The 13,878-nt window shown below is 74.1% G+C and carries 19 protein-coding genes; 6 read left to right on the forward strand and 13 right to left on the reverse strand.

Annotated features, from left to right (window positions below; genetic code table 11):
* The first annotated feature begins 133 nt into the window (after nt 1-133).
* Complete coding sequence (gene bldD, locus CKY47_RS27560) at nt 134-622, forward strand: transcriptional regulator BldD (protein ID WP_015103676.1); 489 nt, start codon at nt 134-136, stop codon at nt 620-622.
* A gap of 82 nt (nt 623-704) precedes the next feature.
* Here bldD and nusB read toward each other — a convergent pair whose 3' ends face one another.
* From nusB to CKY47_RS27575, 3 genes are all read right to left on the reverse strand, one after another.
* Complete coding sequence (gene nusB, locus CKY47_RS27565) at nt 705-1,124, reverse strand: transcription antitermination factor NusB (RefSeq protein WP_306749216.1); 420 nt, start codon at nt 1,122-1,124, stop codon at nt 705-707.
* A 1-nt stretch (nt 1,125) separates the two neighbouring features.
* On the reverse strand, nt 1,126-1,689 hold the full coding sequence (gene efp / locus CKY47_RS27570) for an elongation factor P (protein ID WP_306749430.1): 564 nt from the start codon (nt 1,687-1,689) through the stop codon (nt 1,126-1,128).
* A gap of 62 nt (nt 1,690-1,751) precedes the next feature.
* The gene (locus tag CKY47_RS27575; protein ID WP_306749217.1) at nt 1,752-2,831 is read right to left on the reverse strand and encodes a M24 family metallopeptidase; all 1,080 of its coding nucleotides are present in this window, start codon (nt 2,829-2,831) and stop codon (nt 1,752-1,754) included.
* 77 nt (nt 2,832-2,908) lie between these two features.
* Between CKY47_RS27575 and CKY47_RS27580 the strand changes: the two genes are divergently transcribed.
* A complete protein-coding gene (locus tag CKY47_RS27580; protein WP_306749218.1) occupies nt 2,909-3,352 on the forward strand; it encodes a B-4DMT family transporter in 444 nt (147 codons plus the stop codon).
* On the opposite strand, the gene CKY47_RS27585 is transcribed toward CKY47_RS27580, so the two are convergent.
* The 9 genes from CKY47_RS27585 to CKY47_RS27625 form a co-directional block, all read right to left on the reverse strand.
* The gene (locus CKY47_RS27585) at nt 3,349-4,878 is read right to left on the reverse strand and encodes a glycoside hydrolase family protein (RefSeq protein WP_306749219.1); all 1,530 of its coding nucleotides are present in this window, start codon (nt 4,876-4,878) and stop codon (nt 3,349-3,351) included. The two genes, CKY47_RS27580 and CKY47_RS27585, sit on opposite strands and share 4 nt — an antisense overlap.
* Nucleotides 4,879-4,978: 100 nt before the next feature.
* The gene (locus CKY47_RS27590) at nt 4,979-5,155 is read right to left on the reverse strand and encodes a VOC family protein (protein WP_306749220.1); all 177 of its coding nucleotides are present in this window, start codon (nt 5,153-5,155) and stop codon (nt 4,979-4,981) included.
* A 10-nt stretch (nt 5,156-5,165) separates the two neighbouring features.
* Entirely contained in the window at nt 5,166-5,594 is a 429-nt protein-coding gene (aroQ, locus tag CKY47_RS27595; protein WP_306749221.1) for a type II 3-dehydroquinate dehydratase, read from the reverse strand.
* Entirely contained in the window at nt 5,591-6,697 is a 1,107-nt protein-coding gene (aroB, locus tag CKY47_RS27600) for a 3-dehydroquinate synthase (RefSeq protein WP_306749222.1), read from the reverse strand. Before aroB ends, aroQ begins: the two co-directional genes overlap by 4 nt.
* Nucleotides 6,698-6,775: 78 nt before the next feature.
* Nucleotides 6,776-7,279, reverse strand: a complete 504-nt coding sequence (locus CKY47_RS27605; RefSeq protein WP_306749223.1) for a shikimate kinase — start codon at nt 7,277-7,279, stop codon at nt 6,776-6,778.
* The gene (gene aroC, locus CKY47_RS27610) at nt 7,276-8,475 is read right to left on the reverse strand and encodes a chorismate synthase (protein WP_306749224.1); all 1,200 of its coding nucleotides are present in this window, start codon (nt 8,473-8,475) and stop codon (nt 7,276-7,278) included. Before aroC ends, CKY47_RS27605 begins: the two co-directional genes overlap by 4 nt.
* Before the next feature lie 87 nt (nt 8,476-8,562).
* Nucleotides 8,563-9,117, reverse strand: coding sequence for a prepilin peptidase (locus CKY47_RS27615; RefSeq protein WP_306749225.1), 555 nt, complete (start codon nt 9,115-9,117; stop codon nt 8,563-8,565).
* A 97-nt stretch (nt 9,118-9,214) separates the two neighbouring features.
* Nucleotides 9,215-9,667, reverse strand: coding sequence for a PTS sugar transporter subunit IIA (locus tag CKY47_RS27620; protein WP_306749226.1), 453 nt, complete (start codon nt 9,665-9,667; stop codon nt 9,215-9,217).
* Complete coding sequence (locus tag CKY47_RS27625; protein ID WP_306749227.1) at nt 9,664-9,900, reverse strand: PTS sugar transporter subunit IIB; 237 nt, start codon at nt 9,898-9,900, stop codon at nt 9,664-9,666. Before CKY47_RS27625 ends, CKY47_RS27620 begins: the two co-directional genes overlap by 4 nt.
* Nucleotides 9,901-10,082: 182 nt before the next feature.
* On the opposite strand from CKY47_RS27625, the gene CKY47_RS27630 reads away from it, so the two are divergent.
* The 4 genes from CKY47_RS27630 to CKY47_RS27645 all read left to right on the forward strand — a co-directional run bounded on the left by CKY47_RS27630 (nt 10,083) and on the right by CKY47_RS27645 (nt 13,022).
* Nucleotides 10,083-10,853: a GntR family transcriptional regulator gene (locus CKY47_RS27630; RefSeq protein ID WP_306749228.1), complete on the forward strand. Its 771-nt coding sequence runs from the start codon at nt 10,083-10,085 to the stop codon at nt 10,851-10,853.
* Nucleotides 10,850-12,169: a PTS transporter subunit EIIC gene (locus tag CKY47_RS27635; protein ID WP_306749229.1), complete on the forward strand. Its 1,320-nt coding sequence runs from the start codon at nt 10,850-10,852 to the stop codon at nt 12,167-12,169. Before CKY47_RS27630 ends, CKY47_RS27635 begins: the two co-directional genes overlap by 4 nt.
* Nucleotides 12,162-12,431: an HPr family phosphocarrier protein gene (locus CKY47_RS27640; RefSeq protein WP_306749230.1), complete on the forward strand. Its 270-nt coding sequence runs from the start codon at nt 12,162-12,164 to the stop codon at nt 12,429-12,431. Before CKY47_RS27635 ends, CKY47_RS27640 begins: the two co-directional genes overlap by 8 nt.
* 66 nt (nt 12,432-12,497) lie before the next feature.
* On the forward strand, nt 12,498-13,022 hold the full coding sequence (locus tag CKY47_RS27645; protein WP_306749231.1) for an AAA family ATPase: 525 nt from the start codon (nt 12,498-12,500) through the stop codon (nt 13,020-13,022).
* An 18-nt stretch (nt 13,023-13,040) separates the two neighbouring features.
* On the opposite strand, the gene CKY47_RS27650 is transcribed toward CKY47_RS27645, so the two are convergent.
* Complete coding sequence (locus tag CKY47_RS27650) at nt 13,041-13,877, reverse strand: shikimate dehydrogenase (RefSeq protein WP_306749232.1); 837 nt, start codon at nt 13,875-13,877, stop codon at nt 13,041-13,043.
* Between the last annotated feature and the right edge of the window lies 1 nt (nt 13,878).

Below are 13,878 nucleotides of genomic sequence, written 5' to 3' on the forward strand. Positions count from 1 at the left end.
TCCCCCACCTGGACCGACGAGATCAGCTTGACCTGGTGACCACGGAGAGCAATCATTACTCTGCGTATTGATCTAAGCCTCCCCGCGGCAGTCCCCTACCGGCTGACGGGGCGAATGAACGGAGAACCGCCACATGGGCGACTACGCCAAGGCGCTGGGGGCAAAGCTCCGCGCGATCCGGCAGCAGCAGGGCTTGTCCTTGCACGGCGTCGAGCAGAAGTCCGGCGGTCGCTGGAAGGCCGTGGTAGTCGGCTCGTACGAGCGCGGCGACCGCGCCGTCACCGTGCAGAAGCTGGCCGAGCTGGCCGACTTCTACGGGGTGCCGGTGGCCGAACTGCTGCCCGAGGGGCGGGTGCCGTCCGGGGCGGAACCCGCCACGAAGATCGTCATCAACCTGGAACGGCTGCAACAGCTGCCGGCGGAGAAGGTCGGGCCGCTCGCGCGGTACGCGGCCACCATCCAGAGCCAGCGCGGTGACTACAACGGCAAGGTGCTGTCGATCCGGACCGAGGACCTGCGGTCCCTCGCCATCATCTACGACATGACGCCGGGCGAGCTGACCGAGCAGCTCATCGACTGGGGCGTGCTGCCTCCCGAGGCCCGGCCGGCCAAGGAGGACTGAAGGCGCGCGAGAACGGCCCGACCCCGTTCGGGGAGGTCGGGCCGTTCTCCCGTGTCCCGGGACGGTGCCCTGGGGAGGGCGCCTAGAGGACGGCGCGGAGCTGGTCGGCGATGACGGCGATCCGCCCCAGCACGCCGTTGACGAACCGCGGCGAGTCGTCCGTGGACAGGCCCTTGGCCAGCTCCACCGCCTCGTCGATCGCGACCGCGTCGGGGACGTCGGCCGCCCACAGCAGCTCGTAGAGGCCCACCCGCAGGACCGCGCGATCGACCGCGGGCATCCGCTGGAGGGTCCAGCCCTCGGCGTGCTCGGAGATCAGGTCGTCGATCCGCGCGCGGTGCGCGGTGACGCCCTCGACGAGGCTGACCGTGTAGTCGTTCACCGGGGGCACGTCGGTCGAGCCGACGCGCTCGGAGACCAGGGTCACCGCGTCGATGCCCCGCAGGTCCGCCTCGAAGAGGACGTCGACGGCGCGTTTCCGGGCCTTGCTGCGTGCGCCCATCTCAGCCGTTCACGCGGCCCAGGTACCGGCCGTCGCGCGTGTCGACCTTGATCTTCTCGCCGGTGGTGACGAACAGCGGGACCTGGATCTCCGCACCGGTCTCCAGCGTGGCGGGCTTGGTGCCGCCGGTGGAGCGGTCGCCCTGGAGGCCCGGGTCGGTGTGCTGGATGACCAGCTCGACCGAGGTCGGCAGCTCGACGTAGAGGGCGATGCCCTCGTGCACGGCGACGACGGCCTCCTGGTTCTCCAGCATGTAGTTCGCCGCGTCGCCGACCGTCTCGGCCGGGATGCTCATCTGGTCGTACGTGTCCCCGTCCATGAAGACGAAGTCGGTGCCGTCCTTGTAGAGGTAGGTCATCCCGCGCTTGTCCACGGTCGCCGTGTCGACCTTGGTGCCCGCGTTGAAGGTCTTGTCCACCACCTTGCCGGTCAGGACGTGCTTCAGCGTGGTGCGCACGAAGGCGCCGCCCTTGCCCGGCTTGACGTGCTGGAACGCGGTGACGGTCCAGAGCTGGCCGTCGAGGTTCAGCACCAGGCCGTTCTTCAGGTCGTTGGTGGTGGCCACGGTGGTGGGCTCTCCTGTTGCGTAGGTGAGGGCGAGCGCCGGCGTCGGCCGGCGTTCCGACATCAGACGACCACGAGCTCTTTCGTGGTCAGGGTGAGGAGCTCCGGGGCGCCTGCGCGCACCACGAGCGTGTCCTCGATGCGGACACCACCCCTCCCGGCCAGGTACACACCGGGCTCGACGGTGACCGCCATACCGGGCAGAAGTGTACCGGCACCCGCCTTCGAGAGTGCTGGAGCCTCGTGGATCTCCAGGCCGACGCCGTGGCCGAGGCCGTGCGGGAACTGCTCGCCGTGCCCGGCCCGCTCGATCACGCCGCGCGCCGCCGCGTCCACGTCGCCCACCTGCGCGCCGACCGCCAGCGCCGCCCGGCCGGCCGCCTGCGAGGCCGCCACCGGCTCGTACAGCTCGCGCTGCCAGTCCGCGGCCCGACCGACGACCAGGGTGCGGGTCATGTCGGAGTGGTAGCCGTCGACGAGCGCGCCGAAGTCCAGCTTGACGAGGTCGCCGGCCTTGACGACGGCGTCGGTGGGCCGGTGGTGCGGCACGGCCGAGTGCGCGCCCGCCGCCACGATCGACTCGAACGAGGGCCCGGCCGCGCCGTGGTCGAGCATGCGGCCCTCCAGCTCGCGCGCGATCCCCCGCTCGGTGCGGCCGGGTCGCAGGCCGCCGTGCTCGACCAGCCCGGCCGGCGCCCGGTCGGCGGCGGCGCACGCCATCCGCAGCGCCTCGACCTCGGCGTCGTCCCTGACCAGCCGCTGCTCCTCGACCAGGCCGGGCGCCCGCACCAACTCGGCGGAGGGCGCCGCGCCGGCGAGCGCGTCGAGGCGGTCGACGGTGACGTGGTGGCTCTCGTACCCGATCCGGGCCGCGCCCCCGACCCGCGCGAGCAGCGCCGTGTCGCACGGCCGGTCGACGACCCGTTCCAGGTCCGGGACCTGCGATCCGGCCTGGGTGCGGTAGCGGCCGTCGGTGCAGAACACCGCGTCGGCGTCGGGGTCGGCGGGCACCAGCAGCGCGGCGTTCGACCCGGTGGACCCGGTCAGGTAGCGGACGTTGAGCAGGTCGGTCACCAGCAGCGCGTCCAGCTCGCGCTGCCGGAGCGTGGCGCACAACCCGGCACGGCGGGTGGTGTGGGGCACACCACCCGGCCCAGGGGCCGCCGCGGCACTCCACCGGATCGCTCGATCGGGCGAACCGGTCGGCTTACGCTGGGCCCATGCGCGCGTGGTTGGCCAGGGGTTCCTGGACGGGGTTGGTCCACGGCGGGGTGCAGGTCGGCACCTCGGCGGTCGAGGTGCACAGCCCCGGGGCGGCGTCCTCCGTCCGGTACATCGCGCTGGGCCTGCTCGTGGTGGTCGGCCTGCTGTGGGCCGCGCTCGACGCGTGGCGCGGGCTGGAGGACCGGGGGATGGTGTGGTTCTTCGCCGGGCTGGTCGCCGGGCCGCTGGCGGGGCTGGTGGGCGTGGTGGGCCGGTCGTGGGTGGACCGGACGGGTCCGGAGGCGCTCGGCCCGGCGCTGACCGGCGGCGCGGCGTTCACCGCGCTGCTGGTGATGGCGACCGCGGTGGTCGGCCTGGCCGTCGGCGGCGCGCTGCCGCACCCCCGGGAGGTCGGGTCCGGCGAGCAGCGCGCGGGTGGCCCGCACCCGGGCACGCCCTAGCGCTTCGGGTCGTTGGACTTGGCGTGGGCGTCCCAGGCGGTCTGCGACACGTCGGTGACCGGTGAGGAGTTGAGCGCCGCGACCTCGGCCGAGGCGATCACCCACAGCCGGGCGTCGGCCAGCAGCAGCCCGATCCGACCGTCCGGGGCGCGCAGCGCCCGCACGCCGGCGGGGATGCGCGCGACGACCTCCATCCCGTCCACGGCCGGGGGGCGCCGGTCGAGCACGCGGGTGGCCAGCCGGGCGGCCACCGATCGCCGTTCGACGCGCACCACCTCGCCGCCGGTCACCAGGTCGACGGTGTTCTCCGGGGACGGCACGGCGAAGCCCTCCAGCACCCGCGCCGCGTCCGCGTCCGCGCAGCCGGGCGCGCCCGCGACGTCGAGGCCGAAGTGGGCGAGGTCGGTGGGCGCGGCGGAGCGCGGGTCGAGGGTGGTGGCGCGGACCAGGTCGAACGGGACCCGGCCGCACGGGTCCTCCGGCGCGAGGGGCGCGTGGCCGGTCGCCGTGCGGACCAGGCCGGGCCCCTCCTCCCACGGTCCGGGCACCAGTACCGGCGGGTGCGGGTTGGCGGTGAACTCGCGGTTCCAGAACGTCAGCGTCGTGCCGTGCTCGGTCTCGTGGGCGATGGCGAACGCCCGCAGCGCGTCGACGTACACGAGGTCGGCGCTGAACGCGTCCACCACCGACCGGGTGCGCGGTTCGCGGGTGCCGGCGACGGGGGCGAAGCCCCCCTCCCCCAGTGCCTGCACGCCCGAGGCGAACAGCGGGTCCTTGGAGCGCAGCACGAACTGGCCCGCGCCGTTCCACCCGGCGGCGGCGCCCGTGGTGTCGGTGAACATCAGGTGGAACCAGCCGTCCAGCCACAGCGCCGACGGCTGGCCCGCGCCGTAGGTGTTGTCGCGCGTGCGGTCGTGGGACGGGTTCAGGATCGGGGCGCCCCCCGCCGCGCGGGTCCACGTCAGGCCGTCGGTGCTGGTGGCGACGCCGATGGCGTTGCCGTGCGCGTGGTCGCCTGCCGCCCCCGTGTAGTAGAGGTAGTAGGTGCCGCCGACGCGGATCACCGACGGGTCGCAGGTGTGCATGCCGTCGAAGCCGCCGACGCTGCCCGAGAGCACGGGGGTGGGGGGACCGCCGCCGGGCGCGGCGAACGGGCCGCCGGCCGACGCGGCCTCGGCGTAGAGGATGTCGTCGCCCGCGGGCGCCGCCGCCATCAACTGGCCGCACCACCACATGCGGTGCCGGCCGCCGTCGAGCATGACCGTCGGGCCGTAGTTGTAGGGCGAGTCGCCACCGGGGGCGACCACGCCGGGCCCCTGCCTGCCGCGGTCGGTGGCGAGCGCGACCGGCGGGGCGGCGGGCGTGGCCGTCGCGTCGGGCGGTGCGTCGCCGGCCGCGACCGGCCCGGTGGCGGCGGACCCCGGCGTGGCGGGCGCGGGGTCGGCGGCGATCGGCGTGCAGGCGACCAGCAGTGCGACGACGAGCGCGGAGCCGAGCAGCCTCGCTCCCACGACGGGACTGCGCATGCGGGACGGGTCTCCACTTCTGCGGCGGGGTCGGACACCGGGGAAGACGCGCGGCACCCGGCTCCGGTTCAGTCTAGAGAGCCCGTACTACGTACGAGTGTCACCCGCCCGAGGCGACCCCCTCGACTTCGAAACCGTCCGCGTTCTCCACATCGCCCGCGTAGTGGTCCGGTCCACCCGCATGGGGGTACTTGTCGGCGAACAACGGCGACCAGCGCCCGTCGCGAGCCAGGTCGGGCACCCGCGGCTCGACGTGGTGCAGCGCTCCCGTCGTCACGTGCCCGCGCTCACGCCGTGGCGGCCAGGTGCCGGATCGCGAGGGCGTAGCCGTCCACGCCCAGTCCCGCGATGACGCCCTCGGCGACCTCGGAGATGTAGCTGTGCCGGCGGAACTCCTCGCGCTTGTGCACGTTCGAGATGTGCACCTCGACGAGCGGCGCGGTGAGCTGGGAGCACGCGTCGCGCACGGCCACCGAGTAGTGCGTCCACGCCGCCGGGTTGAGCACCACCGGCAGGCCCTCGTCGGCCGCTCCGTGCAGCCAGCCGAGCATCTCGCCCTCGAAGTCGGTCTGTCGGACCTCGACCTCCACGCCCAACTCGCGGCCGGTCGCCTCGCACAGCTCCACGAGGTCCGCGTAGGTGGTGCGGCCGTACACGTCCGGCTCGCGCGTGCCGAGGCGGCCGAGGTTGGGGCCGTTGAGCACCAGCACCTTCACAGCAGCACGCTCCCGCCGGACCTGCCCTCGGTGGCGACCGCGGAGTACGCGGCGGCGATGAGCGCCGGGTCCGGACCCTCCAGGCGACCGGGCTTGGCCAGTCCGTCGAGCACGACGAAGCGCAGCACGCCGGCGCGGTTCTTCTTGTCGCTGCGCATGCCCTCCAGGAGTTGCCCGAGGGCGTCCGGGTCGTAGCCGGTGGGCAGGCCGAGCGAGGACAGGACCGAGCGGTGGCGGTCGGCGGTGGCGTCGTCCAGCCGCCCGGCGAGGCGGGCGAGCTCGGCGGCGAACACCAGGCCGACGCTGACCGCCGCGCCGTGCCGCCAGCGGTAGCGCTCGCGGCGCTCGATGGCGTGGCCGAGCGTGTGGCCGTAGTTGAGGATCTCCCGCAGGTCCGACTCGCGCAGATCGGCGGACACCACGTCGGCCTTGACCTGGATCTTGCGGCGGACCAGCTCCTCGATGACGTCGCCCGCCGGGTCGAGCGCGGCGGCCGGGTCGGCCTCGATGAGGTCGAGGATCACCGGGTCGGCGATGAACCCGCCCTTGACCACCTCGGCCATGCCGGCGACCAGCTCGTTGCGGGGCAGCGTCTCCAGCGTGGCCAGGTCGACGAGGACGGCGGTCGGCTCGTAGAACGTGCCGACGAGGTTCTTGCCCGCGTCGGTGTTGATGCCGGTCTTGCCGCCCACCGCGGCGTCGACCATGCCGAGCAGGGTCGTCGGCACGTGCACCAGCCGCACGCCGCGCATCCACGTGGAGGCGACGAACCCGGCGAGGTCGGTCACCGCGCCGCCGCCGAGGCCGACGACGGCGTCGGTGCGGCCCAGGCCGATGCGCCCGAACACGTCCCAGCAGTACCCGGCGACCCGCAGGTCCTTGCCGTCCTCGGCGTCGGGCACCTCCACCCGGTGCGCCTCGACGCCCGCGGCCTCCAGCTCCTCCCGGACCGCCTCGGCGGTCTCGGCGAGCGTGGGCGTGTGGACGATCGCCGCCTTCGCCGCGCCCCGCAGGGTCTCGACCAGGTCGCCCAGCAGGCCCCGGCCCACCACCACGTCGTACGGTCGTTCCGCGGCCACGCGGATGCGCACCGGATCGCCCATCACCACTCCCCTTCGTCGCTCACCATTCGACCACGACCGCCTCGGGCGCGTGACCGCACCGCGGTCGACCCCGCCGGTTCAGCCACTGCGGTCGAGCACGGCGTCGACCACGCCCTCCGGGTCCAGGTCGTCGGTGAGCACCTCGATCGTGGCCACCTCCCGGTACAGCGGCAGCCTGGCGTCGAGCAGGGCCTTGAACGTCGAGCGCGGGTTCACCCCGGCCAGCAGCGGCCGCGCGGTGGACAGGCCGGTGCGCCGCACGCCCTCGGCCGTGCCGACGCCGAGGAACACCACGGTGTGGCCGGCGAGGCGTTCCCGGGTGGCCGCGGACAGCACCGCGCCGCCGCCCAGGGCGAGCACCCCGTCGTGGTCGGCCAGCCCGGCGGCGACGGCCTGCTCCTCCAGCGCCCGGAACGCGGGTTCGCCGTCGGTGGTGAAGATGTCGGAGATCGGCTTGCCCGCGGCGGCGACGACGTCGTCGTCGGTGTCCCGGAAGGTCACGCCGAGGCGTTCGGCGAGCAGCCGCCCCACCGTCGTCTTGCCCGCGCCGGGCGGGCCGAGGACGACGAACCGGGGGCTCACAGCCCCGCCCACCGGGCTTCGAGGGCCTCCAGGTAGGAGGCCACGTTGCGCTTGGTCTCGGCGATCGAGTCGCCGCCGAACTTCTCCAGCGCCGCCTCGGCGAGCACCAGCGCCACCACCGACTCCAGCACCACGCCCGCGCGCGGCACGGCGCACACGTCCGAGCGCTGGTGGATGGCGACGGCGGGCTCTCCCGTCCGGACGTCCACGGTGGACAGGGCGCGCGGCACGGTGGAGATCGGCTTCATGGCGACGCGCACGCGCAGCGGCTCGCCGTTGGTGATGCCGCCCTCCAGGCCGCCCGCCCGGTTGGAGCGGCGGGTGACGCCCTTCGGGCCGGTGCCGCGGTCGATCTCGTCGTGCGCCCGGCTGCCCCAGCGCCGGGCGGTGGTGAAGCCGTCGCCGACCTCCACGCCCTTCATCGCCTGCACGCCCATCAGCGCGCCCGCGAGCCGCGCGTCCAGCCGGCGGTCCCAGTGCACGTGCGAGCCGAGGCCCGGCGGCAGGCCGTAGGCGATGACCTCGATGACGCCGCCGACCGTGTCGCCGGCCTCCTTGACCGCCTCGACCTCGGCGACCATCGCGTCCGTGCCGCGCGGGTCGAACGCGCGGACCGGGCTCGCGTCGATCGCGGCCAGGTCGCCGGGGCCGGGCACGGCGGCGTCCTCCGGCGTGGCGGCCCCGCCGATCGACACGACGTGGCTGATCACGTCCACGTCGAACACCTGCTTGAGGAAGTGGCGCGCGACGGTGCCCAGCGCGGTGCGGGCCGCGGTCTCCCGGGCGCTGGCGCGCTCCAGCACGGGGCGCGCCTCGTCGAAGCCGAACTTCTGCATGCCGGGCAGGTCGGCGTGGCCGGGCCGGGGCCGGGTCAGCGCCTCGTTGCGGCCGGTGGGCTTGAGCTCGGACGGGTCGACGGGGTCGGGGGACATCACCTTCTGCCACTTCGGCCACTCGGTGTTGCCGATCCGGACCGCGATCGGGCCGCCCTGGGTGAGGCCGTGGCGGACGCCGCCGAGGACCTCCACCTCGTCGGCCTCGAACCCCATGCGCGGGCTCCGCCCGAAACCGAGCCGGCGGCGCTCCAGTTGGGCGGTCAGGTCGGCAGTGGTGACCTCGACCCCGGCGACCATGCCTTCCAGCACGGCGACGAGAGCGGGCCCGTGAGACTCACCAGCGGTGATCCAGCGCAGCACGCGTGAATCCTTCCACAGCGCCGGCGCGGGGGTGTGCGCAGGTCAGCGACCGTGGCCGCGTCTCGACAGGTGGACGTCCGGGCCGCGTCAACCGCCCACCGCCACCGCCAGCCAGGTGGCCGCCAGCAGCCCCGGGCCGTGCGGCACACCGCCCTCCCGGAACCACCGCGCGAGCACCAGGGTCACCGCGCTCGCCACCACCAGCGCGCCGGGCAGGGCCCACCACGACACCGAGGCCAGCACCGCGCCCAGCGCACCCGACAGCTTGACGTCCCCGCCGCCCATCGAGGACGGCGCGAGCAGCCGCACGGCCAGGTGCACGGCGAAGAACGCGGCCCCGCCGAGCAGGACGCGCGGCGGGTCGGCGCCGGAGCACCACAGGCCGGCGCCCAGCAGCGGGTACGCGGGCAGCGTCAGCGCGTCGGGCAGGCGGCGGTGGCGCAGGTCCACCGTGGACAGCGCCACGCCCAGCGCGCAGAGCGGGAGCGCCACCGGCAGCCACCGGGACGGGACGAGCAGGGCACTGGCCCAGCACAGGACGGCCGTGCACCACGCCCAGTGGACCACCGCCGTCGCGGGAGCGGAGCGGGGGAAGCGGACCAGGGGCGCGAGGGGGCGTGGACCGGACGACGAGGTGATCATGCGTCCAGGGTGCGCGGGCCGCGGGGGGCGGTTCAAGGACGGGCGCGGGTGAACGGTCCGTTCACCCGCGCCCGTCCCCGTCCACCGGCCGCGGGGTTCAGCGCTGCCAGGAGAACAGGGCGTCCCCCACCGCGACGGGACCGCCGGCCCGGTCGCCGAGCACCTCGGGCGTCGCGTCGAGCGCGATCACCGGGCAGATCGGGGCGAACCCGGCGGCCTCGACCTCGGCCGGGTCCCAGCTCACGACGGGCTGGCCGGCGCGGACGGTCTCGCCCTTGACCACGTGCAGCGTGAAGCCCTCGCCCTTGCGCTTCACCGTGTCGATGCCCAGGTGCACCAGGACCGCCGCGCCGTCCTCCGTCGCCACGACGAACGCGTGCGGGTGCAGCGTCACGACCACGCCGTCCACCGGGGACACCACGTCCGCGGCGCCCCGGTCGGGCTCGACCGCGACGCCCGGCCCGACCATGGCCTGCGCGAACACCGGGTCGGGCACCTCCGACAGCGGCACCGCGCGCCCGCTGACCGGGCTCGTCACGCGCAGCGTCACAGCAGGTCCTCGATGTCGCTGGCGATCGTGTCCGCCTCCGGCCCCACGACGACCTGGACGACGTTGCCCGACCGCATCACGCCGTGCGCGCCCAGGCCCTTCAGGGCCTTCTCGTCGACCAGGGAACCGTCCTCCAACTCACAGCGCAGGCGCGTGATGCAGGGCTCGATCTCCACGATGTTGTCCGCGCCGCCGAGCGCGGCGAGGATCTGCACAGCCTTGTCGTCCGCCACTTCAAGTCCTCTCTCGACACCTGTCCCGAGGGCAACAGGTCCTGAGGGTGCCACCGCTCGGGCACGGTCCCGTAACGGCGGTTGACACCCGGCCGGCGCGCGGAGCATCCTCCCCGCACCAACTGGTCTAGACCGGAAAGTACCAATCTCGGTCCGGGCCCGCGAGCGTCGGGGGAGGTGTCGTGGACCGCGCGGAGATCGTCGACGGGCCCAAGCCCAAGCACGCCCAGCTCCGCGACATCCTGCGGCGCGCGGCCGAGCAGGAACTCCCCCCCGGTTCGCCCATCCCGTCCGAGCGCGACCTGGCCCGGCAGTACCGGGTCTCCCGCATCACGGTCCGCGCCGCCGTCGGGCAGCTCGTCGCCGAAGGGCTCCTGACCAGGGCGAAGGGCCGGGGCACGTTCACCGCCCGCCGCCGGATGGACGTGCAGCTGTACCTGGAGTCCTTCACCGACGACATGCGCAGGCGCGGGTTGAGCCCGGCGACCGAGGTGCTGTCGTGCGGCGAGGAGGAACCACCGCCCGCGGCGTCCGCCGCCCTCGGCCTCGGGCAGCACGAACGCGCGTGCAGGCTCGTGCGCCTGCGCCGCGCCGACGGCGTGCCGCTGGCCGTCGAACGCGGCTGGTACAGCCCCCGGGTCGTGCCCGAGCTGCACAGCCACGACCTGACGACCTCGCTCTACGCGTTGATCGCCGACACCTACGGGGTCCAGCTCGACCACGCCGGCCAGACGGTGTGGGCCGAGGGCGCGGACCCCGAGACCGCGAAGCTGCTGGGCGTCCGCACGGGCTCCCCGCTGCTCGTCTTCCGCAGGGTCGCCGGCTCCCGGGGCAGGCCCGTCGAGGACATGACGTCCTGGTACCGGGGCGATCTCTACCAGGTGACCATGCAACTGGACCGGACCGACCCGGAGTCCGGACCGCACCGTTCCCACAAGGGAGGTACCCCATGAGCGCCAGCGCCCCTCAGGCGACCGGCGGTCGTGAGATCAAGGGACTGGCCGCGTTGCAGCGCTTCGGTCGCAGCCTCATGCTGCCGATCGCCGTGCTGCCCGCGGCCGCTCTCCTGCTGCGACTCGGCCAGCCCGACATGCTGGGCGAGGACGGCCTCGGCTGGAACAAGGTCGCGGCGGTCATCGGCAACGCGGGCGACTCGCTGTTCGCCAACCTGCCGCTGCTGTTCGCGGTCGGCATCGCGGTCGGCTTCGCCCGGCGCGGCGACGGGTCCACCGGTCTGGCCGCGGTGGTCGGCTACGTGGTGCTCCAGGGCGTGTTCAAGGCGATGTCACCGCTGGTCCTCGACCAGCCGGACGACCCGGCCGCCAAGGCGAACCTGATCGACTACAAGGTCCTCGGCGGCATCGTCGTGGGTCTGCTCACCGCCGTGCTGTGGCAGAAGTACCACCGCATCAAGCTGCCCCCGTACCTGGCGTTCTTCGGCGGACGGCGGTTCGTGCCGATCCTGGTCGCGGGCGTCGTGGTCGTCATCGGCGTGCTGATGGGCCTGGTGTACCCGGTCTTCGCGGCGGGCCTGGAGAACGTCGGCGAGGCGATCACCGGCAGCACGATCGTCGGCGCGGGCCTCTACGGCTTCGTCAACCGGCTGCTGATCCCGCTCGGCCTGCACCACATCGTCAACAACGTGCTGTGGTTCCAGTTCGGCGAGTTCGAGGGCAAGACCGGCGACATCCCCCGCTTCCTCGCCGGGGACCCGACCGCGGGCACGTTCCAGACCGGCTTCTTCCCGATCTTCATGTTCGCCCTCCCGGCGGCGGCGCTGGCCATCGTGCACACCGCCCGGCCGGGCCAGAAGAAGATCATCGCCGGCATCATGGGCTCGGCGGCCCTGACCGCGTTCATCACCGGCGTCACGGAGCCGCTGGAATTCGCGTTCATGTTCGTGGCGTGGCCGCTGTACCTGATCCACGCGTTCCTCACCGGCACGTCGCTGGCCGTCAGCAACGCGCTGGGCATCCACGACGGGTTCGGGTTCTCCGCGGGCGCCATCGACTACCTGCTGAACTTCAACATCGCGACCAAGCCGCTGCTGATCCTCGTGCTGGGTGCGATCTATGCGGTGATCTACTACTTCCTGTTCCGCTTCGTCATCACCAAGTGGAACCTGAAGACCCCGGGCCGCGACGCCGACGAGGACCCCGAGGCCGACCAGAGCACGGTCGAGCCGGTGGGCGCCGGCGCCGAGCAGGACCGCGCCCGGAAGGGCCGTGCCCGCACCGACGAGGACAACGGAGAAGACAGGAATGCCTGAGCGACGGGTCACCGTGGCGAGCAAGGTCGGGCTGCACGCGCGACCGGCGGCGCTGCTGGCCAAGGCCGCGGCCGGTCAACCGGTCAAGGTCACCATCCGCAAGGACGACGGCCAACCGGTCGAGGCGGCGAGCGTGCTGGGCCTGATGACGCTCGGCGCGATGCACGGCGACGAGGTCGTGCTGGCGGCGGACGGCGACGGCGCGGAGGCCGCGCTGGAGGCGATCGCGGAGATCATCGCCACCGACCTCGACGAGGGCTGATCCACCCGCGGGGGCACCGCGCGCACCGGTCGTGCGGGCGGTGCCCCCGCGGTCCGAGGGGGAACCGTGACCGTCCTGGTGATCACCGGGATCATGGCGGCCGGCAAGTCGACCGTCGCCCAGCTGGTGGCCGAGCGGCTGCCGAGGGCCGTGCACGTGCGGGGCGACGTGTTCCGCAGGATGATCGTGTCCGGGCGGGCCGACCCGACTCCCGGGAACGCCGACGAGGCCGAGGCCCAGTTGCGGCTGCGCTACCGGCTCGCCACGAGCACGGCCGACGAGTACGCCGCCGCCGGGTTCACCGCCGTCGTGCAGGACGTGGTGCTCGGCGGGCACCTGCGGACCTTCGTCGACTCCGTGCGCACGCGCCCCCGCCACGTCGTGGTGCTCGCCCCCTCGCCCGAGGCGGTGGCCGTCCGCGAGGCCGCGCGGCCGAAGAGCGGGTACGGGGCGTGGACGGTGGCGGACCTGGACCGCGGGCTGCGCGAGGGCACGCCCCGGATCGGGTGGTGGTTGGACACGACCGACCTGACGCCCGAGCGGACCGCCGACGCGATCCTCGCAGACCTGGAGCGGTCCCGGGTCGACTGACCCCGCGGACCGGGCCGCCTAGAGCGGCAGCGGCAGCACGTCCCCGGTCGCCGCGCGCAGCGCGCGGCGCATCTCCTCGCGCGGCGCGGGCAGGCCGGTGAACTGCTCGCACTGGCCGAACGCCTGGTGCAGCAGCATGTCCAAACCGGTCGCCAGGGTCCGGCCGCGCTTCTCCACCGCGGACGCCAGCGGCGTCGGCCACGGGTGGTAGACGACGTCCAGGACGCACGGCGACTCGGCCAGGGCGTCCGCGACCGGTCCGGTGGCCTCCGGCGGCACGGTGCTGACCAGCACGTCCGACGACGCGGCCAGCGCGGCGAAGTCGGCGTCGTCCCACGTCACCACGTCCAGCGCCACGCCGAGGCGCGACGCGCAGGCCTCCGCCTCCGCCGCCCTCGACACCGACCGCACGACGAGGGTCACCGCGCGCACGCCCACCGAGGCCAGGGCGACCAGCGCGGCCGTGGCCGTGCCGCCCGCGCCCAGCAGCGCGGCGCGCGTGCCGGTGGTGAAGCCGCACGCCGCGCCCAGCGCGCCCAGCACGCCGTCCACGTCGGTGCAGTCGGCGCGCCAGCCGCCCTCGGCGCGGACCAGGGTGTTCGCGGCGCCCACGAGGGTCGCCCGGGACGTCGCGGACGTCGCCACCGCCAGCGCGGCGCGCTTGTCCGGCATGGTCACCGACAGGCCCACCCACTCCGGGGACAGCCCCCCGACCAGTGCCGGGACGTCGTCGGCGACGCACTCGACCCGCGTGTAGGACCAGTCGAGGCCGAGCGCGGCGAACGCGGCGCCGTGCAGCACGGGCGACAGCGAGTGGGCCACCGGCGAGCCGATGACCGCGGCACGGCGGGTCACG

Source organism: Saccharothrix longispora (assembly GCF_030852425.1).
Classification (GTDB): Bacteria; Actinomycetota; Actinomycetes; order Mycobacteriales; family Pseudonocardiaceae; genus Actinosynnema; species Actinosynnema longispora.

Bases quoted from the DNA above. Each gene is read 5' to 3' on its own strand.
- bldD (WP_015103676.1), top strand. From the start codon at position 134: ATGGGCGACTACGCCAAGGCGCTGGGGGCAAAGCTCCGCGCGATCCGG.
- nusB (WP_306749216.1), bottom strand. From the start codon at position 1,124: ATGGGCGCACGCAGCAAGGCCCGGAAACGCGCCGTCGACGTCCTCTTC.
- CKY47_RS27580 (WP_306749218.1), top strand. From the start codon at position 2,909: ATGCGCGCGTGGTTGGCCAGGGGTTCCTGGACGGGGTTGGTCCACGGC.
- CKY47_RS27585 (WP_306749219.1), bottom strand. From the start codon at position 4,878: ATGCGCAGTCCCGTCGTGGGAGCGAGGCTGCTCGGCTCCGCGCTCGTC.
- aroB (WP_306749222.1), bottom strand. From the start codon at position 6,697: ATGGGCGATCCGGTGCGCATCCGCGTGGCCGCGGAACGACCGTACGAC.
- CKY47_RS27615 (WP_306749225.1), bottom strand. From the start codon at position 9,117: ATGATCACCTCGTCGTCCGGTCCACGCCCCCTCGCGCCCCTGGTCCGC.
- CKY47_RS27635 (WP_306749229.1), top strand. From the start codon at position 10,850: ATGAGCGCCAGCGCCCCTCAGGCGACCGGCGGTCGTGAGATCAAGGGA.
- CKY47_RS27640 (WP_306749230.1), top strand. From the start codon at position 12,162: ATGCCTGAGCGACGGGTCACCGTGGCGAGCAAGGTCGGGCTGCACGCG.